Genomic DNA, 23,255 nt, shown 5'->3' with positions numbered 1-23,255 from the left:
CGGCTGCGTCCACCAGCCCCTTTGTAGGGTTCCTACAAGTTTGGGGCGGCAACACGCATAGCTGCCACCGTTGGAATCCCGCGCGTCTACATAAAGGCTGGTCCTCGACGGTCGCCACAGACCGCACGTCCGACGAGGAGCTCGTTCTTGTTCTCCCGAATCGCCATCGTCAACCGGGGCGAAGCCGCCATGCGGCTCATCCACGCCGTGCGCGACCTGGCCGCGCAGACCGGGTCGCGCATCGAAACCGTGGCCCTGCACACCGACGTCGACAGCACGGCCACCTTCGTCCGGGAGGCCGACCTCGCCCACGACCTGGGTCCCGCCGCGAACCGGCCGTACCTGGACCTGGCGGTGCTCGAACGCGCCCTGGTGGAGACCGGGGCCGACGCCGCCTGGGTCGGGTGGGGCTTCGTCGCCGAGGACCCGGCGTTCGCCGAGCTGTGCGCCCGCATCGGCGTGACCTTCATCGGCCCCGACCCCGAGGCCATGCGGCAGCTGGGCGACAAGATCGGCGCGAAGCTGATCGCCGAGGAGGTCGGCGTCCCCGTCGCGCCCTGGTCGCGCGGCGCGGTCGAGGACCTGGACGCCGCGCTCAAGGCGGCCCGCGAGGTCGGCTACCCGCTGATGCTCAAGGCCACCGCCGGCGGTGGCGGCCGGGGCATCCGGGTGATCGGCTCGGAGGACGAGCTGGTCGACGCGTTCGACCGGACCAGCCAGGAGGCGCTGCGCGCGTTCGGCAGCGGCGTGATGTTCCTGGAGCGCCTGGTCACCGGCGCGCGGCACGTCGAGGTGCAGGTCATCGCGGACGGCCAGGGCACGGCGTGGGCGCTGGGCGTGCGCGACTGCTCGGTGCAGCGGCGCAACCAGAAGATCATCGAGGAGTCCGCCTCCCCCGTGCTCTCGCCCGACCAGGTCGAGGACCTCAAGGCCTCCGCCGAGCGGCTCGCGCTGGCCGTGGGCTACCGGGGCGCGTGCACGGTCGAGTTCCTCTACCACCCCGGTGACCGGCAGTTCGCGTTCCTGGAGGTCAACACGCGCCTGCAGGTCGAGCACCCGATCACCGAGATCACCACCGGCTTCGACCTGGTCCGCGCGCAGCTCCACGTGGCCTCCGGCGGGAAGCTGGAGGGGGCCAAGCCGGTCGAGTGGGGCCACGCCGTCGAGGCGCGCCTGAACGCCGAGGACCCCGACCGCGACTTCGCGCCCGGACCGGGCCGCATCGAGCGGCTGGAGCTGCCCGCCGGCCCCGGCATCCGGGTGGACACCGGCGTCAGCGAGGGCGACTCGATCCCGCCGGACTTCGACTCGATGATCGCCAAGATCATCGCCCACGGCCGCGACCGCGCCGAGGCGCTGGCCCGGCTGCGCCGCGCGCTGGCCGAGACCACCGTGATCATCGAGGGCGGCGCGACCAACAAGAGCTTCGTACTCGACCTGCTCGACGAGCCCGCCGTCGTGGACGCGACCGCCGACACCGGCTGGATCGACCGGGTCCGCGCGCAGGGCGGGCTGGTCAGCCACCGGCACTCCGCGGTCGCGCTGGCCACCGCGGCGATCGAGGTCTACGAGGACGAGGAGCAGCTGGCCCGCCAGGAGCTGTTCACCTCCGCGCGCGGCGGGCGCCCGCACACCCGGCACGAGGCCGGCCGGGTGCTGGAGTTCACGCTGCGCGGCCAGAGCTACCGCGTGCACGTGGCCCGCGTCGGCGGGCACCGGTTCCGGGTGGGCGTGTCGGCCGCCTCGGGCCCGGCGCACACCGCGGACGTGGCCGTCGAGCGGTTCGACGACCACACCGGCCGCATCCGGGTCAACGGCGTGCGCTACCGGGTCGTCACCGGCGTGCACGGCGCGGTCCACCACGTCGAGGTCGACGGCGTCACCCACCGGGTCAGCCGCGACGAGGGCGGCGTGCTGCGCTCCCCCATGCCCGCGCTGGTGGTGGCCACGCCGCTGGAGGTGGGCGACGAGGTCGAGGCCGGCGCGCCGGTGCTGGTCCTGGAAGCGATGAAGATGGAGACGGTGCTGCGCGCGCCGTTCCGCGCCCGGCTGCGCGAGTCGGCGGTGTCGGTGGGCAGCCAGGTGCCCGCGGGCGCCCCGCTGCTGCGGCTGGAGCCCGTGGGCGACGGCGGGGACGCCGCGCCCGCCGCCGCCGGCCCGGCCGTCGAGCTGGACCTGCCCGCCGCGTCCGCCGACGCCACGGCCGACGACCTGCGCCGGGAGCTGCGCGACCTGCTGCTGGGCTACGACACCGAACCCGGTGGCCCGGACCGGCTGGCCGCCGCCTACCTGGACCGGCGCGCCGCGCTCGCCGAACGGCCGCTGACCGCCGAGGCCGGGCTGCTGCGCCTGTTCGCCGACCTGTCCGAGCTCAGCCGCAACAAGCCGGTCGGCGAGGAGCAGCCGGACAACCGCGTGCACAGCCCGCGCGAGTACTTCCACACCTACCTGCGCAGCCTCGAACCGGACCGGGCCGGCGTGTCGGCCACGTTCCGCCGCAGGCTGTCCACGGCGCTGGCCAACTACGGCGTCACCGAGCTGGAGCGCACGCCCGCGCTGGAGGAGGCGGTCTTCCGCATCTTCCTGGCCCAGCAGCGCGCCGCCGCCGACGCGAACGTCGTCGCGGCCCTGCTGCGGCAGTGGCTGACCGAGGCCCCGCCCGCCGAGGACGACCGGGTCACCGTCGGCCTGGCCCTGGAGCACCTGGTCGCCGCCACGCAGGTGCGGTTCCCGGCGCTGTCGGACCTCGCGCGCGGCGTGGTGTTCCGCTGGTTCGCCCAGCCGATGCTGCGCCGCTCCCGCGCCCGCGTGCACTCGGAGGTGCGCAAGCACCTGATCCACCTCGACCGGCACCCCGACGCCGCCGACCGCGCCGAGCGGATCGCGGTCATGGTCGCGAGCCCCGAGCCGCTGGTGCGGCTGCTGGGCCAGCGCATCGGCCGCCCCGGCGTCGACCACGCCCCGCTGCTGGAGGTGCTGGCCCGCCGGTACTACGGCAACGACGCGCTCACCGCGATCCGCCCCAAGCGGGTCGGGGACTGCGTGTTCGTCGCCGCCGAGAACCGCGGCACCCGCGTGGTGAGCACCGCCGTGGACTTCGCGGCGCTGCCCGGGGCCGTGCGCGCGCTCGCCGAGCTGGCCGCCGACCAGCCGCTGGTCGCCGACCTGTACGTGACCTGGCCGGACGGCCCGGCCGACCACGAGGAGATGGCGGCCCGGCTGCGCGAGGCGCTGACCGCCCAGCCGCTGCCGACCGCGTTGGACCGCATCACCACCACCGTGGCGGGCCGGCGCGACGAGGCGATGCACCACCACTTCACCTTCCGCCCGTCGCTGCACGGCCTGGCCGAGGAACGGCTGGTCCGGGGCCTGCACCCGCGCATCGCCGAGCGGATGCAGCTCGACCGGCTGCGCGACTTCGACCTCACCCGCCTGCCGTCGCTGGACGAGGAGGTCTACCTCTACCAGTGCGTGGCCAAGGACAACCCGTCCGACGAGCGGCTGGTGGCGCTGGCCCAGGTCCGCGACCTCACGCCGCTGCGCGACGACGACGGCCGGATCGCGGCCCTGCCCGCCGCCGAGGACGTCCTGGCCGCCTGCCTGGACGCCATCCGCCGCGCCCGCAGCCGCCACGGCGGCGGCCACCGGCTCGCGACCAACCGGATCGTGCTCTACGCGTGGCCGCCGACCGACCTGCACTCCGAGGACCTGCACGCGGTCGCGCAGCGCGTGCTGCCCACCACCACCGGGCTGGACCTGGAGGAAGTGCTGTTCCTGGCCCGCCGCCGGGACGAGACCGGGAAGCTGGTCGACATCGCCGTGCGCATCGGCGACGACGCGGGCGCGGGCGTGCGGCTGACGCTGGTCAAGCCGCCGACCGAGGCGGTCCGGCCGCTGGACGACTACCGGCAGAACGTGCTGCGGGCGCGCAGCCGGGGCACGGTCTACCCGTACGAGCTGATCGACGTGCTCACCGGCCCCGACGGGTCGTTCACCGAGTACGACCTGGTCGACGGGCGCCTGGTCGCCGTGGACCGGCCGCGCGGGCGCAACACGGCCGCGATCGTGCTGGGCACGGTCACCACGCCCACCGCCAAGCACCCCGAGGGCATGACCCGGGTGGTGCTGCTGGGCGACCCGACCAAGGCGCTGGGCGCGCTGTCCGAGCCGGAGTGCGCGCGGGTCATCGAGGCCCTGGACCTGGCCGAGCGGCTGGAGGTGCCGGTCGAGTGGTTCGCGCTGTCCGCCGGCGCGCGGATCTCCATGTCCTCGGGCACGGAGAACATGGACTGGGTCGCGGCGGCGCTCAAGCGGATCGTCGAGTTCACCCAGGCCGGCGGCGAGATCAACGTCGTGGTCGCGGGCATCAACGTCGGCGCCCAGCCGTACTGGAACGCCGAGGCCACGATGCTCATGCACACCAAGGGCATCCTGGTGATGACGCCGGACTCGGCGATGGTGCTGACCGGCAAGCAGTCGCTGGACTTCTCCGGCGGCGTGTCGGCCGAGGACAACTTCGGCATCGGCGGCCACGACCGCGTGATGGGGCCCAACGGCCAGGCGCAGTACTGGGCACCGGACCTGCGGGCCGCGCGGGACGTGCTCATGGCGCACTACGAGCACAGCTTCATCGCGCCGGGCGAGGACGGCCCGCGCCGCGCGCCGACCACCGACCCGGTGGAGCGCGACGTGTGCGCGTACCCGCACAGCTCGCCGGACAGCCCGTTCACCACGGTGGGCGAGATCTTCTCCGCCGAGGCCAACCCGGACCGCAAGAAGCCGTTCGACATCCGCACGGTGATGCGGGCGCTGTCCGACCAGGACCACCCGGTGCTGGAGCGGTGGCGCGGCATGGCCGACGCGGACACCGCCGTCGTGCAGGACGTCCACCTGGGCGGCATCCCGGTGTGCCTGCTGGGCATCGAGTCGCGGGCCGTGCCGCGGCACGGGTTCCCGCCCACCGACGGCCCCGACTCGTACACGGCGGGCACGCTGTTCCCGAAGTCGTCGAAGAAGGCGGCGCGGGCGATCAACGCGGCCAGCGGCAACCGGCCGCTGGTGGTGCTGGCGAACCTGTCGGGCTTCGACGGCTCGCCGGAGTCGATGCGCGAGCTGCAACTGGAGTACGGCGCGGAGATCGGCCGGGCGATCGTGAACTTCCGCGGCCCGATCGTGTTCTGCGTGATCTCCCGGTACCACGGCGGCGCGTTCGTGGTGTTCTCCAAGGCGCTCAACCCGAACATGACGGTCCTGGCCGTGGAGGGCTCGTTCGCCTCGGTCATCGGCGGCGCGCCGGCGGCGGCCGTGGTCTTCTCCCGGGACGTCGACGGCCGCACCGCCAACGACCCGCGGGTGCGCAAGCTGGAGGCCCGGGTCGCGGAGTCCACCGGCGCGGAACGCGCGGCGCTGACCGCCGAGCTGGCCGGCACCCGGACGTCGGTGCGCGCGGAGAAGCTGGCCGAGGTGGCGGCCGAGTTCGACCGCGTGCACAGCATCCGGCGGGCGGTGGAGGTCGGGTCGGTGGACGCCATCGTGCCCGCGAGCGAGCTGCGCCGGCGGATCGTCGAGGCCGTCGAACGGGGCCTCACGCGGTGACGCGTCCGACGCGGCCCGGCCCTGGTCCCGGGGCCGGGCCGCGTCACATTCCACCCCGTCGCGACGATGACGGGGTGTGGACGTCGAAGCACCCGGCACCAGCGAGGTCGAAGCCATCACGGCGGTCCCGGACCCCGTGCTGCGCAACCTGCGGATCACCCACTGCTACCACCGCCTGTCGCGGGCGCTGGCCGACCGCACGGGCGGTTCGGCGAACTGGTGCACCTTCGCGGTCTGGGCGTCCAAGCAGGTCGGCCGGACCATCCGCCGGGAAGACCTGGCGCGGGCCCTGGAACACCTGGCCGACCCGGACGTGGTCAAGACCCTGGTCGACGCCCTGCGCCGGGTCGCGCCGCTGCCCTTCGACGCGGTGGCGGACCTGGCGCGGCGAGCGGTCCTGACGACCGCCCGCCTGGACGAGGTGAGCGACGCCGCCGCACGCGGCAACCTCAAGGTGTTCGAGGAGATCGCCCACGAGTTCGCCCGCTACCTGGCCTTCACCGGCCCGGTGGCGGACTTCGTGGCCGCGCTGCGCCCCGGTGAGCCGCCGGAGGGTCAGCACCACCTGTCCCGCGCCTTCACCCGCTACCACCAGGCCACGACGACCACGGACCCCAAGCGGCGCGCGGAACTGCTCCTGCTGGCCAACCTGGAAGTCGGCCTGCACGAGCAGACCCGCCTGCAACCGGAGATCCGGGCGGCGCTGGAGGCCCCGATCATCGACCCGGCCGAGCTGCACCGCCGCCTGCTGGACCTGCTCCTGCCCGGCAACCGCTTCACGAAGTGGCTGCGCCGGGTGGCGCTGACCCTCCTGGGCCGCCGCTCGGCGCTGCGGGCCGCGACCGACCGCCTCGCCGACCAGGCCCGCACCCTGGCCCGCCGGACCGTCACGCGCCACCTGATGACGTTGGCGCTGCCCGACGAACTGCTGGACCTGAGCACCGACCTGGACGCGCCGTTCCCACCGCTGCTGGTGGAGCTGTCGGACCCGGACCTGCTGGACCTGCTCACGCGGGTGGACCCGACGCCGGACTCGCTGCGCGACACGGCGGCCGGGGACTGGTCGGACCTGCCGGACCGCATGCACTACATCGCGGACATGTTCCGCTGCCACGCCGAACGGGCCACCCTGCAGAACCCGCCGTTCACTGACGACCAGGTGGCGGCGATGTACGACGGCCGCCTGCCCACGGGTCGCCTGTGAGGCCTCCCACCCCGGCGCGTCAGGCCCCGGAACCCCGGTCGGCTTCGGCGAGCCGGGCGTGCAGCCGTTCCCGGATCTCCTCGGGCGTGTAGGCCCGCCGACGGCGTTCGGCCCGGGCCACGGCCACTCCGGTGGCCGCCACGCCCACGAACGCCGCCAACCCGAGGAGCTTCCACCAACGCATGCCCCTAGGCTACTGCCGTGGCGGGCATCTCCCTGGACGAAGCTCTCGACACGACGCGCACCGGCGACCTGTGGGTGTTCCGCGGCCGGAGCGCGGCCGACCGGGCCATCCAGGCGTTGACCAACAGCCCGGTCAACCACGTCGGCATGTCCGTGGTGATCGACGACCTCCCGCCGCTGATGTGGCACGCCGAACTGGGCCGGTCCCTGCCCGACCTGTGGTCCGGGAAGCAGCAGCGCGGCGCTCAGCTGCACGACCTGCGCGAAGCCGTGGTCACGTGGGCGCGCAAGTACGGGCAGCGGGCCTGGTTGCGCCAACTCGACCACGACGTCACCCGTGACATGGAAGACGCCGTCCTGCGCACCGTCGCCCGCCTCGACGGCACGCCCTTCCCCTCGACCGCCCGCCTGGCCACCCGCTGGCTGCGCGGCCGGCTCCCGCTGGGCCGCCACCACACCGCCGCGCTGGAGACCGCCTACTGCGCCGAGGTCGTCGCCGTCACCTACCAGGCGATGGGTCTCCTGGCCGCCGACCGCAAGCCGAACTGGTACGACCCGGGCCGCTTCTGGAGCGGTGACGACCTCGCCCTCGCCCGGGGCGCACGCCTCGGCGCGGAGATCGCCGTCGCCATCCCCGATTAGCGCCCGACCGGACGCACGGTGATCGCCCGATCGCAGCGCAGGTTCCCCTCCCCCACGGGCTAACGAACGCCGCGGCCCTCGCGATGGGGCGGGTAACCCACGGCTTTGGAGGTCGGCGTGACCGGACGGGTTCGCAAGATCGGCACCGCCTGTGCCGCCGTCGCCCTGGGCGCCTGCGCGCTCGCGGCGCCCCCGGCCGGGGCGCAGACCACCCGCGTCCTGGCCTACGTCGCCAACAACGGCGGCGGGGTGTCCGTCCTGGACACCGCGACCAACGCGCTCACCACCGCGCTCGTCGACGACCGGGGCGACTCCCCCTACGGCGTGGGCGTGGCGTTCGACGGCGGACGCGGTTACGTCACCAACGTCCGCGACGACACGCTCACCGTCATCGACACCCCCACCGGCGCCGTCGACGCCGCCGTGCCGGTCGGCGACGGCCCCGCCGGCGTGGTCGTCTCCCCCAGCGGCGGGCACGTGTACGTCTCCAACTACCGCGGCGGCACGGTCTCCGTCGTGGACGCCGCCACCCTCACCGCCGTGGCCACCATCCCCGTGGGCCCCAACGCCGACGGCGTCGCCCTCACCCCGGACGGCAGCCTGCTCTACGTCGCCCACGACGTCCCCGGCCCCGGCACGGTGTCCGTCGTGGACACCGCCACCCACACCGAGATCGGCGAGTTCCCCACCGGCAACACGCCCACCGCCCTCGCCGTCACCCCCGACGGCGCGACCCTGGTCGTGGTCAACAAGTTCTCCGACAACGTGGCGCTGGTGGACACGTCGAGCAACACCGTCACCGGCACCGTCCCGGTCGGCTTCACCCCGCACGGCGTCGCGATCTCCCCGGACGGGGCCCGCGCGTTCGTCACCAACAGCGAGGGCGACGACCTGTCCGTGCTCGACCTGACCACCCGGTCCCCCGTGGCCACCGTCCGGGTCGGCGACCGGCCGATCAGCGTCGCCCTCACCCCCGACGGCGGCAAGGCCTACGTCACCAACTTCCTGGGCGACACCCTGTCCGTCGTGGACACCGCCACCCTCGCCGTGGAGGCCACGATCGCCGTCGGCGTGAACCCGGTCGGCATCGCGATCCACGCCGTCCCGCCCGCCCGGACGCGGCTCACCGCCGGCACCGCGGTGATCGTCCCGCGCGGCGGCCTCACGGTCACCGGCGTCACCGCCACGCTCACCGAGGCCCACACCGGACGCCCCGTCACCGGCCGCAAGGTCGACTTCCGCACCGTCAAGGGCACCCCGCTGTGCACGGCGACCACCAACGCCGCCGGCACCGCGACCTGCGACGCCCGGGTTCCCTTCAACGTCGGCGTCAACACGCTCCTGGACGGCTACACGGCGGCCTACGGCGGCGACACGACCCACGGCCCGTCGACGACTCACGGCACGATCACCCGCAGATGAGCCGGATTGTCGTGCCCACCGCCTACCATCCCGATCATGACGTCTGAGCCGCTGCCCCCGGACCTGCGGGCGCTGTTCGCCGACCCCGCCGACGCCGCCGGGCGGTCCCTGTCGGTCCCGCTGCCGCCGGGCCGGGCGGTGTCCTCGGCGGAGGAGGACGGCGACCGCCCCGCGTTCTGGCTGAGCGACGCCCCCGCCCCCGAGGGCCTGTGGTCCCGGCTGCGCGCCGAGCACGCCAGGTCGGGCCTGTGGCCGCTGCTGCTGGACGCGCTGGACGACAACGACCCCGAGTACCGGCCGTGGGGCTCCGGCGAGGTCACGCCGGGCGGGATGTCCGACCCGGCCGCGCACGACCCGGCCGCCCTGCTCGCGGCCTGGTGGACCGACCACACCGACAACCCCGACCCGGAGACCGCGCCGTACGGTCGCGCCTGGCCCGGCCTCGCGCCCACCCCGGCCACCGGCGGCGACCCGGACCGCATCGCCGACGGCCTGGCCGCGCACCTGCTGGCCGACCACCGCTCGATGCGCCTGGGCCTGGTGGCCGCCGACCGCGGCGCCGACGCGCTCGCCGTCGCCGGCTGGTTCGGCCCGGCCAACTACACCGACGACACCGCCGAGATCGCCGCCGTCCTGCGCGGCTGGGAGGACCGGTTCGGCGCCCGGGTCGTCGGCGTCGGCTTCGCCACGCTCCTGCTCAGCGTCGCCGCCCCGCCCACGACGCACGACCAGGCGCTGGCCGTCGCCGCCGAGCACTTCGCGTTCTGCCCGGACAACGTCTGGCAGGGCGTCACACCGCTGTCGGCGTACGCCGAACGCCTGGTCGGCGACCACTCGTGGGCGTTCTGGTGGGACTGACGCGCGCGGCTCACTCCGGCAGCGTGACCGAGCCGCGGCCCATCTCGAACGTCGTGCCCTGGACGATCAGCACATAAGCCTCGGCCTTGCCCGGCTTCATCCCGCCGGTGTCCAGCGCCGAGTGCTGCTGCTCGCCCTTGACCAGCACCTTCCACCTGCCGTCCGCGGCGGCCCGGCCCTGCTGCCCCTCGCACTCGACCTTGTCGCCCTCGGCCTTGGCGACGGCGTTCTCCTGCCGCACGACCAGCACGACCTTGGTGAAGTCGACCGGCGACTCCTGCTCCGGGCAGGCCACCGTGCCGGTGAACGCGTACCCGTCCGCCTCCTTGGTGACCTTCTCGTCGATCACCGCCTTGAACACGCCGGGACCGTCCGGTGTCATCGGCCCGATCGCCCCCGCGACGGGTGTGACCGCCACGCAGCTCCCCACGACCAACCCGGCAGCGACCACCGCTCGCCCGAACACGCCGACACCCATCACTGTTCCTCCCGTCTCCCGCGGCCCCGGTGGCCACGCAGAGCCGGGATGCCCTCGCCCCGCACCGGAAAACGGCGGGAAAACAGCGACCACCTGAACGAGTGGCCGACGCCACGCGACCGCGTGACAGGCGTCCGCTCAGCCGCGCAGGCGGGCCAGCACCCGGTCGAGGGCCGCGCGGACGAGGTCCGGCACGCCGTCGCGGCGCAGGTCGCCGAGCACCTGTTCGTTGAGCCCGCCGGGGGTCATGTGCTCCTCGGTCAACGCGGTCAGCGACGTCGCCCGCCCCAGCGACTGCCCGAGCTGCCCGAAGATGTGCGTGATGTAGGCGGTGGCGTCCTCGTGCTTCACGCCCTGCGCCGAGAGCCAGTCGGCGACCGTCGCCAGGTAGTCCAGGTGCGCCGCGAACGTCGCGGTGGCCGCGCTGAACGCCTCCAGCGTGGCCTCCTCCGCCGGCACGACGACGCCGCCCACCCGTTCGAGCAGCTCCCGGGCCACCGGGTGGTCCGGGTACAGCGCGGTCAGGCTCTGCCGGCGGGCCGCCGCGGGCAGCGGGATGGTGCGCACGACCCCGGTGGCCGGCGCGATCCACTCCCGCAGCCGCGCCAGCGGCACCCCGGCCAGCGCGCTGACCACCACGTGCTCCGGCCGGAACGCCAACTCCCGCACGACCTCCGCGCCGACCTGGGGCCGCACGGCCAGCACGACCACCGCCGCCCGGTCCAGCACCTCCTGGTTGCTCGCGCAGACCCGCACGTTCGGGAACCGCCCGGCCAGGTCGAGCCCGACGGCGCGGTTGCGCGGCGACAGGAACACCGCGGGCGGCGCGGCGACCCCGTCGCTGAGCCCCTCCACGATCGCCGCCGTCAACGCTCCCGCACCCACGAACCCGTACACCGACATGCCTCCTCGCCGCCCCGGACCCCAGTGGTCGCACCGTACCCCGCGATCAGCCGCTTGAGCCTCCCCGAAGGTCATCGCTACGGTGACCTGGGAGCGCTCCCAATCCGGAAGGACGTGCGATGAGGCACACCACCTGGGCGGTCGCGGCACTACTCGGCGCCGGTCTGGTCCTCGCCCCACCGGCCACCGCCGACCCACCACGGGCGACGGCCGACTGCGGAGCCGGCACCTGGCACGCCGAGGCCTACGCCAACGGCGGCACGTGGACCGCCCGGCGCGGCGCCTCGGTCGTCTACACGGGGTCGGACATGCGTTCGGCCGTGCAGGCCGCGATCGGCAGCCTCACCGCCGGGCGGACGTGGAAGGAACGCGTCGTGGTCTGGCAGGGCGGCACGATCAGCGCCGGCGCGCGGATCTCCCTGCCCAGCCACACCGCGCTGGACGTGTGCGGCACCATCAACGTCACCGGCTCGGGTTCCGGCGACCAGGCCCCGGTCTACTCGCGCGGCACCACCGACGTCGAGGTGCAGCACCTGCGCCTCACCGGCACCCCGCTCTACGGCATCTTCCTGCGCAACGTCACCAACGTGGTGCTCGGCCAGATCGACCTGCGCCTGTCCTCGGGCCTGGGCATCCGCGTCGACAACCTGGGCAACACCAGCGTCCGCAGCCGCAACATCCGCATCGACAACGTCTACGTGTCCGGGACCGGCACCCACGGCGTCGAGACCTACGGCGTGGACGGCCTGACCATCGGCACCGTCACCGCCCGCAACACCCGGGACTCCGGCCTGCTGCTCAACAACACCATCAACGCCACCATCGGCACGGTCGACGCCGAGAACGCGGGCGCCGGCACCGGTTACGCGGCCTTCCGGGTCGCCAACCGCAACGGCCGCGTCGGCAACAGCTACCCCACCAACATCCGGGTGGGGCTGGTGAAGGCACGCGGCGGCGGACGTGGCGTGTTCTGCGTGTCGGAGAGCGGCGGCCTGGCCATCGACCGGATCGACCTGGCCAACACCGGCAACAACGCCATCCTGGTGGAGAACTGCCACAACGTCACCATCGCCACCCAGGGCGGGTCGGTCTACGGCGGCGGTGAGATCCGCCTGGCCGCGCGCTCGGAGTTCCCGAACAACTCCGACATCTTCATCCAGAACCTGACCGTCACGAACTCGTCGATCCGCGAGAGCCCGTGCGGCGCCAACACCGTGTTCCGCGACAACACCCTGGTCAACACGAGTCAGAGCGTCTGCTGACTCACGGGGTGGCGAACACCTGCACCCAGTACGGCCCGGTGCCGCCGGAGTTCACGCCGACACCCAGGTCCACCAGCTCGCAGTTGACGATGTTGGCGCGGTGGGCCGGGCTGTGCAGCCAGTCCCGCATGGCCTCCTCGGGCGACGCCGGTCCACGGTGGATGTTCTCGGCGACCCGCCGCCACGGGTAGCCGGCCGCGTCCAGCCGGTCGCCGACGTCGCGGCCGTCGGGGCTGACGTGGTCGTAGTAGCCGCGGGCGGCCATGTCGTCGGCGTGGGCCTGCGCGGCGGACTGCGCCCGCGCGTCCACCTTCACCGCGCCGCACCCGGCGGCGGCGCGCTCGGCGTTGACCAGTTCGACCACCCGGTCGGCGGCGGACACCCGGTTCGCCGGCTGCGCGTCGCTCTGCTGGGCCGTCACCGCGCCGAGCACCGCCGCGGCGGCGACGGCCACCATTGCCCGCTCCTTGCCGCGGGCGAAGAAACCGTTGCGCTTCATGATGTTCACTCCTCCGCTGTGCCGGTCGGTTACCCGCCGGATCGGCGGCGGAACGGCACGCGGGCACGTTCACCGGGTCGGGTGCTCAAGGTTTGCCGACCGAACACGACGGGGTGGACCGTAGGCTGGCGGCATGACACTGGGGGTCCGGCGTCCCGAGGACGTCGAGGAACTGCCCGCCATCGGCGGCGCGTACCGGATCACGCTGTCCGGGTCGGACACCGGCGGGCGGCTGGCGGTGGTGGAGATGCGGCTGGACGCGGGCGCGCTGGGCGCCGCGCCGCACGTGCACCACTCGCACGAGGAGGACTTCGTCGTGCTCGACGGCGAGATCACCTTCGACGTGGGCGGCTCGGACCTGGTCGTGGGCGCGGGCGGCGCGGTGGCGGTGCCGCGCGGGTCCGCGCACGGGTTCCGCAACGCGGGCAGCGAGCCCGCGCGGTGCCTGATGATCCTCACGCCGGCCGGGTACGAGGACTACTTCCGCGAGGTGTCGCGGATGGTCGCCGCGGGTCACGAGCCGACGGCCGAGGAGTTGACCGCGCTGCGCGCCGGGTTCGCCACGACGGCGGCCTGACCGGGTACGTTGCCGACAGGAGGTGGTCCGTGGTCTCGCTGGCCGACTGGCGGGCGTTCCCGCCGGCCGAACGCGCCCGCCGGCGCGCGGAGGCCCTCGACCGGGCCGAGGCGTCGGCGCACGGCGACTGGATCACGGTCACCCGCGACCGCCCGGCCGGCGACGGCCCGTTGAGCGGGATCCCGTTCTCCGTCAAGGACAACGTGGACGTGCGGGGCGTGCCGACGACGGCCGGCAGCCCGCTGCTCGGCGACTCGCCGGCCGCTGTGGACGCGTCGGTCGTCGGCGCGCTGGTGGACGCGGGCGCGGTCGTCGTCGGCAAGACCAACCTGCACGAGCTGGCGTTCGGGATCACCAGCGACAACCGCGCGTTCGGCCCGGTGCGCAACCCCGTGGACCCGACCCGGTCCGCCGGCGGGTCCAGCGGTGGCAGCGCGGTGGGCGTGGCGCTCGGGGTGGTGCCGTTCGCGCTGGGCACCGACACGGGCGGGTCGGTCACGATCCCGGCGGCGTTCTGCGGCGTGGTCGGCTTCCGGCCGTCGACCGGCCGGTACCCGGGTGACGGGGTGGTGAACCTGTCCACCACGCGCGACACGATCGGCGTGCTCGCCCGGACCGTGCGGGACGTGCGGGTGGTGGACGAGGTCGTCACCGGGTCGGCGGACCGTGCTCCGATGTCGGTCGAGGGCCTGCGCATCGGCTTGCCGCGCAGCCGTTTCGAGGACGTGGACCCCGAGGTGGACCGGGTCGTGCGGGCGGCGGTGGCCGTCCTCGAACGGTGCGGCGCGGTCGTCGTGGCCGTGGACCTCGCCGAGGACCTCGCCGTCGCCGGCGGTCCGGGCATGGAGATCGTGCGGTTCGAAGCGCCGCGCCTGCTGGCCCGCCGCGTGCCGCTGCCGCCCGAGCGGTGGCCGGAGCGGATCGCCTCACCGGGTGTCCGGGCGCTGATCGAGGGCATGATCGCCGACCCCCTGTCGGCGGAGACCTACGAACGCGCCCGCGCCGCCCGCTGGCGGCTGCGCCGGACCTACCTCGACGTGTTCGGGCGGGTGGACGTCGTGCTGGGCCCGACGACCCCGGTCCCGGCCCCGGTGCTGGGCGCGGACGAGTCGCTCACCCTCAACGGGCGGGCCGTGCCGACGTTCGCGACCGTCACCCGCGACACCGGTCCCGGCACGGTGGCCGGTGTGCCGATGGTGTCCGTGCCGGCGGGCGTCACCCGCGACGGCCTGCCGGTGGGCGTGTGCCTGGAGGGACGGCCGTTCGGCGACCTGCACCTGCTGCGCGTCGCCGAGGCCGTGCAGGACGCCCTCACGCGTGCCGAAGATCGGCCTTGACGATCACGCCGTCGCGCACGTCGAAGCCCACTGCCCGCTCCTCACGGTTCCAACGGACGCTCAGGCCGCGACCCGGGTCCGCTTGAAGAACGCCGCGAACGCGACAGCTCCGAGCAAGCCCGTCCACAGCAGGCTCGCCACGACCGCCGAGGTCGGGATCGACTGCGTGAAGCCCGCCCCGATCCCGACCTGCATCGCGCCGTACGCGGGCAGCGCCTCCACCAGCCCGCCGTCGGGCGACCGGTTGATCAGCGGGTTCTGCAGGAGCAGGTCGGTGATCGTGATGGTGATGATGGTGAACATGCCTTCCAGCCGGCCGGGCAGGAACAGCGCCAGGAACAGGCCCATCGCCCCGTAGACCAGGTTGGCCAGGAAGACCGCCACGAACATCGACAGCGGTTGTTCCATCGGCCAGAACCAGCGCATCCACGCGGCGGCGTACGCGGCGACCACGGCGGCGAAGACCGTGAGCGAGGTGAGCTTGGCCAGCAGCAGCGCCCCGCGCGGGTAGCCGGCGGCGGTGAGCCGCAGGTCGAAGTCCTCCGCGTGCTTGGCCGAGGAGAACATCGCGAACCCGACGAGCTGGCACGACGCGTTGAGCACGCAACTGATCATGGTGATCTTCTCGCCGCCGCCCAGCAGCACCGAACCCGTGCTGCCGTGGTGGAACGGCAGGACGTCGTGGCTGACGACGTTGTGCGCCAACGCGATGCCGACCGGGATCAGGGCGACCAGGAAGACCATCGCCAACCGGTTGCGGGCCAGCACGAGCAGGGTGAACCGGGCGGCCACGCCGTAGGAGGTCACGCGACCGCCACCGCGTGGGTCAGGACGCCGCCGCGCAGCCGGTGCGTCGTGTCCAGCCGCACGCTGTCGTAGGCGAGGTGCGAGATCACCAGCACCGCCCGCCCCGCCTCCCGCAACGCCGCCGCGATGTCCCAGAACCGCAGGTAGGTCTCCCAGTCGAACCCCTGGTAGGGCTCGTCCAGCAGCACCACGGCCGGGTCGTGCATCAACGCCAGCACCAGGTTGACCTTCTGCCGGGTCCCGCCGCTCAGGTCCTTGACCGCCGCGCCCCGGTAGTCGCCGAAGCCGAGCTGCTCGATCAGCTCGTCGGCCCGCCGCAGGTGCGGCAGCCGGTAGGCGATCTGGAAGTAGCGGAGGTGCTGGTCGACGGTGAGGTCCTCGTTGAGGACGGGGTTCTGCGGGCAGTACCCGAGCCGCCCGGACAGCTCGACGGACCCGGCGTCGGCCCGCAACTGTCCACACAGGATCCGCAGGAGGGTCGTCTTGCCGGCCCCGTTCTCCCCCACCACCCCGACGACCTCACCACGCCCGACAGCGAGGTCCACCCCACGCAACACCGACCGCTTCCCGTAGGACTTCCGGACCCCGGTCACGGTCAACATCGACTCTCCCCACCCGCACGCGCACTCTTTCGGCCACGCTAGCCCAAGCCACCCGTCACCCTTTTCAGCGATCCTCCCCTTGCGGGTGAGCCGCTTCTGTGGTGTGGGCGTGGTCGGAAGTGGCCGGTGTGGGGTGTCAGAGCAGGCAGGAGATCCAGTAGGAGCCCGAAGTGTCGCGGTGGACGCCGTGGGTCTCGCTCGGGAACCCGGGGAACTCCCGGTCGAACCCCTCCAGAGCCCGCAGGTACCGCAACACCGGCCCCTCCGCGTCCCCGGCGCTCTCCCCCGGCATCAGCACCGGGATGCCGGGCGGTGTCGTCACGACCATCGTCGCCACCGTGCGCCCGGCGATCTCGGCCAGCCGCACCGACTCCGTCCCGCCCCGGATCAACCGCTGGTAGGCCTGCGCCGGAGTGGCGACCGCCGGCGTCGGGTGGGTGAACGCCTCGTCCAGCAACGCCGTCAGCTCGCTCTTGCTCAACTGCGTGTGCATCTGCTCGCACAACGCGGGCAACGACAACCCGGCATACCGGTCCGGGTACTGCCGCACCAGCTCCGGCAGCACCTCCGCCACCGCCGCGCTCCGGTCGTGCAGCGCCTTGAAGTCCAGCAACGCGTCCAGCAGCGTGCCCCACTTGCCCTTGGTGATGCCCATCGAGAACAAGATCAGGCACGTGTACGCGTCGGTCTTCTCCACCACGATCCCGCGCGCCTCCAGGTACATCGTCAGCACCCGCGCGGGAATCCCCATACCGCCGACGTGGCCGAGCGCATCGACACCCGGGCACGTGATCGTCACCTTCACCGGGTCCAGCAGGCAGTACCCGTCCTCCATGCCCTCGAACCCGTGCCACTCCGCGCCGGGCGCGAGCGTCCAGCACTCCGCACGGGTCCGCAGCAGGTCCAGCGGCGCGTCCGCGAAGGCGTGCACCACCCCTGTCACCGGATCGGTGACCTCCCCGGGCTGCCACGTCCCGAAGAACCAGTCAGGACGGTCGCCGGCGTCACGGATGCGCCTGCCCAACCGCGCCACGGCCTGCCGGAACCGGATCGCCTCGGTGATCGCCTCGTCGGTCAACCACCGCCCACCGGGACCGTCCATCATCGCGGCGGCGACGTCCAGGCCGGCGATCATCGGGTACAGCGGCGACGTCGTCGCGTGCATCATGAACGTCTCGTTGAACTGCCGGTGCTCCACCGGCGACCGCGGCGAGTTCTTGACGTGCACCATGGAACTCTGCGACATCGCGGCGAGCAGCTTGTGCGTGGACTGGGTGGAGAACACCGTCGGGCGCACGTCGTCGGGCAGGGCCTCCGCGTCGACCGACATGCCGTACCGCCGGGCGTAGAGCGGGTTGAACCGCGCGTAGGCGAACCAGGCCTCGTCCAAGTGCAGGCGCGGCACGGTCGCACCCAACAGCTCCGCCACCCGCACCGCGTCGTAGCACAACCCGTCGTAGGTCGAGTTCGTGATCACGGCGTACACCGGCCGCGCGGCGGCGGCGCCCTCCGCGAACGGGCTGCGCCGCACCGCCTCCGCCACCGCCTCCGCGCGCATCGCCGCCGGCGGGATCGGCCCCATGAGCCCGTACCCGTTCCGCGTCGGCACCAGGTACACCGGCCGGCCGCCGGTCAGGGTCAGGCCGTGGTAGACCGCCTTGTGGCAGTTGCGGTCCACCAGCACCAGCTCGTCGGTGGCGATGCTGGAGTGGCAGGCGATCCGGTCGGCGGTCGAGTCGCCGTGCAGCACGAAGTAGGTCAGGTCCGCGCCGAACACGCGCGCGGCGTTGCGCTCGGCGTCGCCGATCGGGCCGGTGTGCTCGAACAGCGACCCCAGCTCCGCCACGGAGATCGACAGGTCGGTCCGGAACAGGCGTTCGCCGTAGTAGTCGAAGAACGCCCGCCCGGCCGGCGACTTCAGCAGCGCCACGCCGCCCGCGTGCGCCGGGGTGTGCCACGAGTACTCGTGCGTGTCCTCGAACCGCCGCAGTTCCCGGAAGAACGGCGGCAGGACGCCGTCGAGGTACCGGTCGGCGGCCACCCCGATCCGGCCCGCGATGAAGTCCGGCGTGTCCTCCAGCAGCCACACGTACCCGGACACCGCCTCCGACACCCACAGCGGCAGGTCGTCCACGGAGGTCGCGGTGGTCACCAGGAACACCGGCAGCTTGGTGAACCGGCCCATCAACGCCCGCAGCACCGACTCGGGCGCGTCGAGGTTCCAGGACACCAGCGCCGCCGCCAGGTGGGCCGGCTCTGCGTCAACGCCAACGCGTCCTCGGCGGTGTGCGCGCGGACGACGGCGTGGCCGTCCTCGCGCAGCTCGGCGCACAGCGCCTCCACCTGGTCCAGCGCGACCGCGCCGCCGGAACCGCCGTCCACCGCGACCAGCACCGTTGAGCGAGACATCGTCGACTCTTCTCCGTCGGGCGGATACCCCCTGCCGAGTCTCCGGACCACCGACCCGCGCTGTCGATTACTCGATGGCGTGACCGCTGCCGCCACCCGGGTGACCGGACCCAGATTTCTCGCGTTTCACGCGCCGACGTCCCGCCGGGCGAACACCACACCGGCCACCAGCACCAGCCCGACGGCCCACGCCACCATCGTGACGCCGCCGGCCACCGGGGACAGCATCCCCTCCGCCGGGTAGTCCCGCGCGAACATCTGCGCCCCGGCCACGTCCGGCAGGTACGCGGCCAACGGCGTCACCTTGGTCAGCAGGAACGTCACGGACACCAGGGCCGAGTTCACGATGAACAGGACCAGCGGCACGACCGCGTTGCGCGCCAGCACCCCCACCGCGAACGCGATCAACGCCGAGCACACCCAGTAGACGACCACGCCCGCCACCCGCCACCCCAGCCCGCCGAGCGCGGACAACGGCACCGCCGCGAGCACGGTCACCCCGGCCAGCACCGCCGACACGACCGCGAGCACCACGACCTTCGCGCCCAGCAGCACCCCGCGCCGGGGCACGCACAGCACGGCGGTCGGCCCGTCCCCGGTGGCGATCAGGACGCCCAGCACGATCACCCCGATCGTCCCGAACGGCAGGGCGGTGAACCCGGCGTCCGGCGAGACCCGCGCGTTCAGCGACGCGACGGCGGTGGTGCCGAGCACGCCGACCCCGGCGGCCAGGTGGGTGGACGGCAGGGTGACCAGCTTGAGCGCCTCGGCCCGGACCGCGTTCAGCACGGCTCGACCAGCGCGAAGAACGCGTCCTCCAGGGAGGCGTGGCCCGCGGTGACCTGCTCCACCGTGCCGCGCGCGACGACCCGTCCGGCGTGGATCACCACCAGGTCGTCGGCGGTGGCCGCGACCTCGGCCATCACGTGGCTGGACAGCAGCACGGTCCGCCCCTCGGCCGCCCGCGCGCGCAGGAACCGGCGCAGCCAGCGGATGCCCTCGGGGTCCAGGCCGTTCAACGGCTCGTCCAGCACGAGCACCGCCGGGTCGCCCAACAACGCGGTCGCGATGCCCAGCCGCTGCCCCATGCCCGTGGAGTAGGAGCGGACCCGGCCCGCGCCGGTCAGCCCGACCTGCTCCAGCACCTCCGCGACGCGCGGGCGCGGGATGCCGTTGCTGCGCGCCACCCACGCCAGGTGGGCGCGGCCGGTGCGGGACCGGTGCGCGCCGCTGCCGTCGAGGACGGCCCCGACGGTGTGCAGCGGCCGGCGCAGCCGCCGGTAGGGGGTGCCGCCGATCAGGGCGGTGCCGGCGTCGGCGCGGTCCAGGCCGAGCAGGACGCGCAGCGTGGAGGACTTGCCCGCGCCGTTGGGCCCGAGGAACCCGGTCACCCGGCCGGGGCGCGCGGTGAAGCCGACGTCGTGCAGGACGGTGCGGCGGCCGTGCCGCTTGGTGAGGTCGTCGATCTCGATCACGCCCCCACCCTCGCCCCGGCCTCCCGGCGGCGCATCGGCCAAAGGTTGACTTCAGCGCGGGCCGGCCACGAACCCCGACTCGTAGGCCAGCACGACCAGCTGCGTCCGGTCGCGCACCTCCAGCTTGTCGAACAGCCTGCTCAGGTAGGTCTTCACGGTCGCCCGGCTGAGGAACAGCTCGGCCGCGACCTCCTCGTTGGACAGCCCGCGCACGATCGCCGCGACCACCTCCCGCTCCCGCGCGGTCAGCGCGTCGAACCGCGCCCGCGCCCCGGTGCGGCGGGCGGCGAACTCGGCGACCACCCGCCGCGTCACCTCGGGCGCGAGCAGGGCGTCCCCGCGGTGCACGGTCCGCAGGGCGCGCAGGATCTCGGCGACGCCGGCGTTCTTGAGCAGGAACCCGGTCGCGCCCACCCGCAGCGCCTCGTACACGTACTCGTCGAGGTCGAAGGTCGTGAGCACCACGACCCTGGCGCCGGCCGCCGAGTCGAGGATGAGCCGCGTCGCCTCCAGACCGTCCACCACGGGCATCCGGATGTCCATCAGGACCACGTCCGGCCGCAACCGGAGCGCGCCGTCGACCGCCTCCCGCCCGTCCCGCGCCCGCCCCACCAGCACCATGTCCGGGGTGGCGGACACCAGCTCGCACAGCGAGTCCCGCAGCTCGTCCTGGTCCTCGGCGACGAGCACCCTGATCCGCTCACCCATGCGCCACCACGGCCCGCACGACGAACCCGCCCCCGTCCCGCGGCCCGGCCGCGAACACCCCGCCCAACGCCTCCACCCGCTCCCGCAACCCGATCAACCCCTGCCCCGCCACGCCGCCGACCGGGCCCGGCCCGTCATCGGCCACGACGACCTCCACACCGCCGGCCGACCGCGTCACCGCGACCTCGCACCGGGCCCCCGGCGCGTGCCGCACGACGTTGGTCAGCCCTTCCTGCACCACCCGGTACACCGCCAACCCGACCGTCGGCGGCAGGTCCCCCACCGAGACCTCGGCCCGCACGTCCACCCCGGCCGCCCGAGCCCGGTCCACCAGCGCCCCGAGGTCGGCCACGCCGGGCACGGGCTCGCGCGCCGCCCCGTCCCGCACCGCGCCCAGCACGGTCCGCAGCTCGTCCAACGCCTGCCGCCCGGTCGTCTCGACCCGCACGAGCCCGTCGCGCAGCCGTTCGACGTCGTCCCCGGCGACGTGCGCGGTCACCCCGGCGGTCACGGCGATGGTGCCCAGCGAGTGCGACACCACGTCGTGCACCTCGCGCACCACCCGCAACCGCTCGGCGAGCACGGCCTGCTCCCGCTCGGCACGCGCGCCCCGCAGGGCTTCCTCGCGCTCGCGCCGCACCGCCGTCCCCAGCCGCCACGCGCCCACGGTGACCAACACGCTCACCGCCACGTACCGCGCGACGCCCTCGCCGTCCGGCGTCCCGACCGCGACCAGCACGAACACCGCCGTGCCGAGCGCCGCGGACACGACCTTCACCGGCCCGCCGCGCGTCGCCGCCACCCGGTACAGCGTCCACGCCGCCGCGATGAACGGGTCCTGCGCCAGCCCCGACACCGCGCCCACGAGCGTGGCGACCGCCGTGACCCCGAACGCCGTCACGGGGAACCACGAGCGCAGCAACACCCCCAGCACCAGCACCCCCACCAGCGCCGGCTCCACCGGGCCACCCAGCGGCAGCCAGAACACCACCACGCACAACGCGGCCACGCCGGCGTCCACGGCCACCGACCGGTACAGGCGATCCACACCCGAACCCTACGGACCCAGGCGGATCGGCAGCGACGCGTAGGACGGGATGAGCACCCCGCGAGCCGCCCGCCGCGGCCCCACCACCACCGGCCGCCCCGACCGGAACACGCCCCGCACCAGGTGCGCGATCTCGGCCCGCGCGAGCGCCGCCCCGAGGCACAGGTGCCGCCCCCCGCCGAACCACAGCTGGCGGTTCCGCGGCGCGTAGGGCTGGTCAAGGCAGAACCGCCCGACGGCGTTGTTGGCCACGTAGGTCAGCAGCAGCACCCGTTCCCCGGCCCGCATCCGCTTGCCGCCCACGGTCACCGTGCGCGCGACGTGCCGCCCGATGACCGGTGCCGGCGTGGTGACCCGCAACCCTTCCCGCACCGCCGCCGTCAGCAGCTCGGGCGAGTTCAGCAGCCGGTGCTGCTCGCCCGTGTCGTGCAGCAACGCCACCGTCCGGGTCATGGCGGTGGCGGCCGTCTCGGTCCCGGCCACCATCAGCAGCGCCGCCAGCCCGGACGTCTCCTCCAGGCTCAACCCCAGCTCCCGGCACCGCCCCAGCAGCGTGCCGGGGTCGGCGGAGGCGAAGGCCGCGGGCACGTTGCGGGTCAGCTCGGCAACGATGGGCTTGGCCCGCGCCACCACCTCGGGCGGCAACCCGGTCGAGGTGGCGCTGCCCAGCGCCAGCGCCGCGAGCCGCTCGCCGGTCTCGAACAGCCCCAGCGGGTCGTCGTCGGGCAGCCCGAGCAGCTCGCCCATCATCCGCCCGACCAGCACCCGCGACAGCCGGGCCAGGTCCACCGCCCGCCCGGCCTCCAGCCGTTCCAGCGCCGGCTCCAGCGCGGGGTCGAACACGCGCCGCACGAGTTCCCGCGCGGACGCGTCGGTGAACAGGTCGCGCGCCCGGGACCGCAGGTCGGCGTGGCCGGGCCCGTCGAAGATCCGGTTGACGTAGTCGCCCAGCACCTGCGCCCACAGGTGCCCCACGCCGCCCTCGCCCAGCAACGTGAAGTGCTTCCCGTCGTTGAGCACCGCCCGAGCGAGCACGGGATCGGACACGACCCACCCCAGGCCCGGCACCCGCCGGACGGGCCCCAGCACCCCTCCCCCGCGCAGCAACGCGAACAACGCGGGCCGACTCGCCCACAACACCCGGTCTTCGTGCCACCGCGCCAACACCATGATCGGCATTGTGCGCCGGCCGGCCCCCGGATCTCGTGCGTGGAACTACGCAAGAACCCCGGGTTCAGGCGCGCGG

21 protein-coding genes are annotated in these 23,255 nt (G+C 73.9%); 8 read left to right on the top strand and 13 right to left on the bottom strand.

From position 1 onward, the window contains the following. Nucleotides 1–147: 147 nt before the first annotated feature. Together ABD126_RS09055 and ABD126_RS09050 are read left to right on the top strand one after the other, a co-directional pair. The gene (locus ABD126_RS09055; protein WP_343933252.1) at nucleotides 148–5,595 is read left to right on the top strand and encodes an ATP-binding protein; all 5,448 of its coding nucleotides are present in this window, start codon (nucleotides 148–150) and stop codon (nucleotides 5,593–5,595) included. Nucleotides 5,596–5,671: 76 nt separating this feature from the next. Then, nucleotides 5,672–6,799 (top strand): hypothetical protein, encoded by a 1,128-nt coding sequence (locus ABD126_RS09050; protein ID WP_343933251.1) that lies wholly within the window; start codon nucleotides 5,672–5,674, stop codon nucleotides 6,797–6,799. 19 nt (nucleotides 6,800–6,818) lie between these two features. Here ABD126_RS09050 and ABD126_RS09045 read toward each other — a convergent pair whose 3' ends face one another. Further along, entirely contained in the window at nucleotides 6,819–6,983 is a 165-nt protein-coding gene (locus ABD126_RS09045; RefSeq protein WP_343933250.1) for a hypothetical protein, read from the bottom strand. A 17-nt stretch (nucleotides 6,984–7,000) separates the two neighbouring features. Here ABD126_RS09045 and ABD126_RS09040 point away from each other — a divergent pair, with 17 nt between their 5' ends. The 3 genes from ABD126_RS09040 (at nucleotide 7,001) to ABD126_RS09030 (ending at nucleotide 9,904) form a co-directional block, all read left to right on the top strand. Further along, on the top strand, nucleotides 7,001–7,624 hold the full coding sequence (locus tag ABD126_RS09040; protein WP_343933249.1) for a hypothetical protein: 624 nt from the start codon (nucleotides 7,001–7,003) through the stop codon (nucleotides 7,622–7,624). A gap of 117 nt (nucleotides 7,625–7,741) precedes the next feature. Beyond that, nucleotides 7,742–9,046, top strand: coding sequence for a YVTN family beta-propeller repeat protein (locus tag ABD126_RS09035; protein ID WP_343933248.1), 1,305 nt, complete (start codon nucleotides 7,742–7,744; stop codon nucleotides 9,044–9,046). A gap of 36 nt (nucleotides 9,047–9,082) precedes the next feature. Continuing rightward, nucleotides 9,083–9,904 (top strand): DUF4253 domain-containing protein, encoded by an 822-nt coding sequence (locus ABD126_RS09030; RefSeq protein ID WP_343933247.1) that lies wholly within the window; start codon nucleotides 9,083–9,085, stop codon nucleotides 9,902–9,904. Nucleotides 9,905–9,914: 10 nt separating this feature from the next. Here ABD126_RS09030 and ABD126_RS09025 read toward each other — a convergent pair whose 3' ends face one another. After that, entirely contained in the window at nucleotides 9,915–10,382 is a 468-nt protein-coding gene (locus ABD126_RS09025; protein WP_343933246.1) for a hypothetical protein, read from the bottom strand. A gap of 138 nt (nucleotides 10,383–10,520) precedes the next feature. Continuing rightward, a complete protein-coding gene (locus tag ABD126_RS09020; protein WP_343933245.1) occupies nucleotides 10,521–11,285 on the bottom strand; it encodes an NAD(P)-binding domain-containing protein in 765 nt (254 codons plus the stop codon). A gap of 119 nt (nucleotides 11,286–11,404) precedes the next feature. Here ABD126_RS09020 and ABD126_RS09015 point away from each other — a divergent pair, with 119 nt between their 5' ends. Further along, nucleotides 11,405–12,547, top strand: a complete 1,143-nt coding sequence (locus ABD126_RS09015) for a hypothetical protein (protein WP_343933244.1) — start codon at nucleotides 11,405–11,407, stop codon at nucleotides 12,545–12,547. Between the two features lies 1 nt (nucleotide 12,548). Here the strand turns inward: ABD126_RS09015 and ABD126_RS09010 are convergent, their stop codons facing one another. Beyond that, nucleotides 12,549–13,046, bottom strand: coding sequence for a CAP domain-containing protein (locus tag ABD126_RS09010; RefSeq protein ID WP_343933243.1), 498 nt, complete (start codon nucleotides 13,044–13,046; stop codon nucleotides 12,549–12,551). 133 nt (nucleotides 13,047–13,179) lie between these two features. Between ABD126_RS09010 and ABD126_RS09005 the strand changes: the two genes are divergently transcribed. Both ABD126_RS09005 and ABD126_RS09000 read left to right on the top strand, forming a co-directional pair. After that, nucleotides 13,180–13,623, top strand: coding sequence for a cupin domain-containing protein (locus ABD126_RS09005; protein WP_343933242.1), 444 nt, complete (start codon nucleotides 13,180–13,182; stop codon nucleotides 13,621–13,623). Nucleotides 13,624–13,652: 29 nt separating this feature from the next. After that, nucleotides 13,653–14,960 carry an amidase family protein gene (locus ABD126_RS09000; RefSeq protein WP_343933241.1) on the top strand — a complete coding sequence of 436 codons (1,308 nt, stop codon included), beginning with the start codon at nucleotides 13,653–13,655 and terminating at the stop codon, nucleotides 14,958–14,960. A gap of 60 nt (nucleotides 14,961–15,020) precedes the next feature. On the opposite strand, the gene ABD126_RS08995 is transcribed toward ABD126_RS09000, so the two are convergent. From ABD126_RS08995 to ABD126_RS08955, 9 genes are all read right to left on the bottom strand, one after another. Continuing rightward, nucleotides 15,021–15,767, bottom strand: a complete 747-nt coding sequence (locus ABD126_RS08995) for a hypothetical protein (RefSeq protein ID WP_343933240.1) — start codon at nucleotides 15,765–15,767, stop codon at nucleotides 15,021–15,023. Further along, nucleotides 15,764–16,369 carry an ATP-binding cassette domain-containing protein gene (locus ABD126_RS08990; protein ID WP_343933239.1) on the bottom strand — a complete coding sequence of 202 codons (606 nt, stop codon included), beginning with the start codon at nucleotides 16,367–16,369 and terminating at the stop codon, nucleotides 15,764–15,766. Before ABD126_RS08990 ends, ABD126_RS08995 begins: the two co-directional genes overlap by 4 nt. Before the next feature lie 136 nt (nucleotides 16,370–16,505). Continuing rightward, a complete protein-coding gene (locus tag ABD126_RS08985) occupies nucleotides 16,506–18,599 on the bottom strand; it encodes an Orn/Lys/Arg family decarboxylase (RefSeq protein ID WP_343933238.1) in 2,094 nt (697 codons plus the stop codon). Further along, a complete protein-coding gene (locus tag ABD126_RS08980) occupies nucleotides 18,554–18,778 on the bottom strand; it encodes a hypothetical protein (RefSeq protein WP_343933237.1) in 225 nt (74 codons plus the stop codon). Before ABD126_RS08980 ends, ABD126_RS08985 begins: the two co-directional genes overlap by 46 nt. A gap of 126 nt (nucleotides 18,779–18,904) precedes the next feature. Continuing rightward, nucleotides 18,905–19,567, bottom strand: a complete 663-nt coding sequence (locus ABD126_RS08975; RefSeq protein ID WP_343933236.1) for an ABC transporter permease — start codon at nucleotides 19,565–19,567, stop codon at nucleotides 18,905–18,907. Further along, nucleotides 19,561–20,253: an ABC transporter ATP-binding protein gene (locus tag ABD126_RS08970; RefSeq protein WP_343933235.1), complete on the bottom strand. Its 693-nt coding sequence runs from the start codon at nucleotides 20,251–20,253 to the stop codon at nucleotides 19,561–19,563. Before ABD126_RS08970 ends, ABD126_RS08975 begins: the two co-directional genes overlap by 7 nt. A gap of 51 nt (nucleotides 20,254–20,304) precedes the next feature. Further along, nucleotides 20,305–20,961 carry a response regulator gene (locus ABD126_RS08965; RefSeq protein WP_343933234.1) on the bottom strand — a complete coding sequence of 219 codons (657 nt, stop codon included), beginning with the start codon at nucleotides 20,959–20,961 and terminating at the stop codon, nucleotides 20,305–20,307. Further along, on the bottom strand, nucleotides 20,954–22,009 hold the full coding sequence (locus ABD126_RS08960; RefSeq protein ID WP_343933233.1) for a sensor histidine kinase: 1,056 nt from the start codon (nucleotides 22,007–22,009) through the stop codon (nucleotides 20,954–20,956). Before ABD126_RS08960 ends, ABD126_RS08965 begins: the two co-directional genes overlap by 8 nt. Nucleotides 22,010–22,018: 9 nt before the next feature. Continuing rightward, nucleotides 22,019–23,179, bottom strand: coding sequence for a cytochrome P450 (locus ABD126_RS08955; RefSeq protein ID WP_343933232.1), 1,161 nt, complete (start codon nucleotides 23,177–23,179; stop codon nucleotides 22,019–22,021). Between the last annotated feature and the right edge of the window lie 76 nt (nucleotides 23,180–23,255).

The sequence above is a fragment of the Saccharothrix mutabilis subsp. mutabilis genome (genome assembly GCF_039521145.1).
Taxonomy (GTDB): domain Bacteria; phylum Actinomycetota; class Actinomycetes; order Mycobacteriales; family Pseudonocardiaceae; genus Actinosynnema; species Actinosynnema mutabilis.
This window is presented reverse-complemented; position numbering and strand designations above follow the sequence as displayed.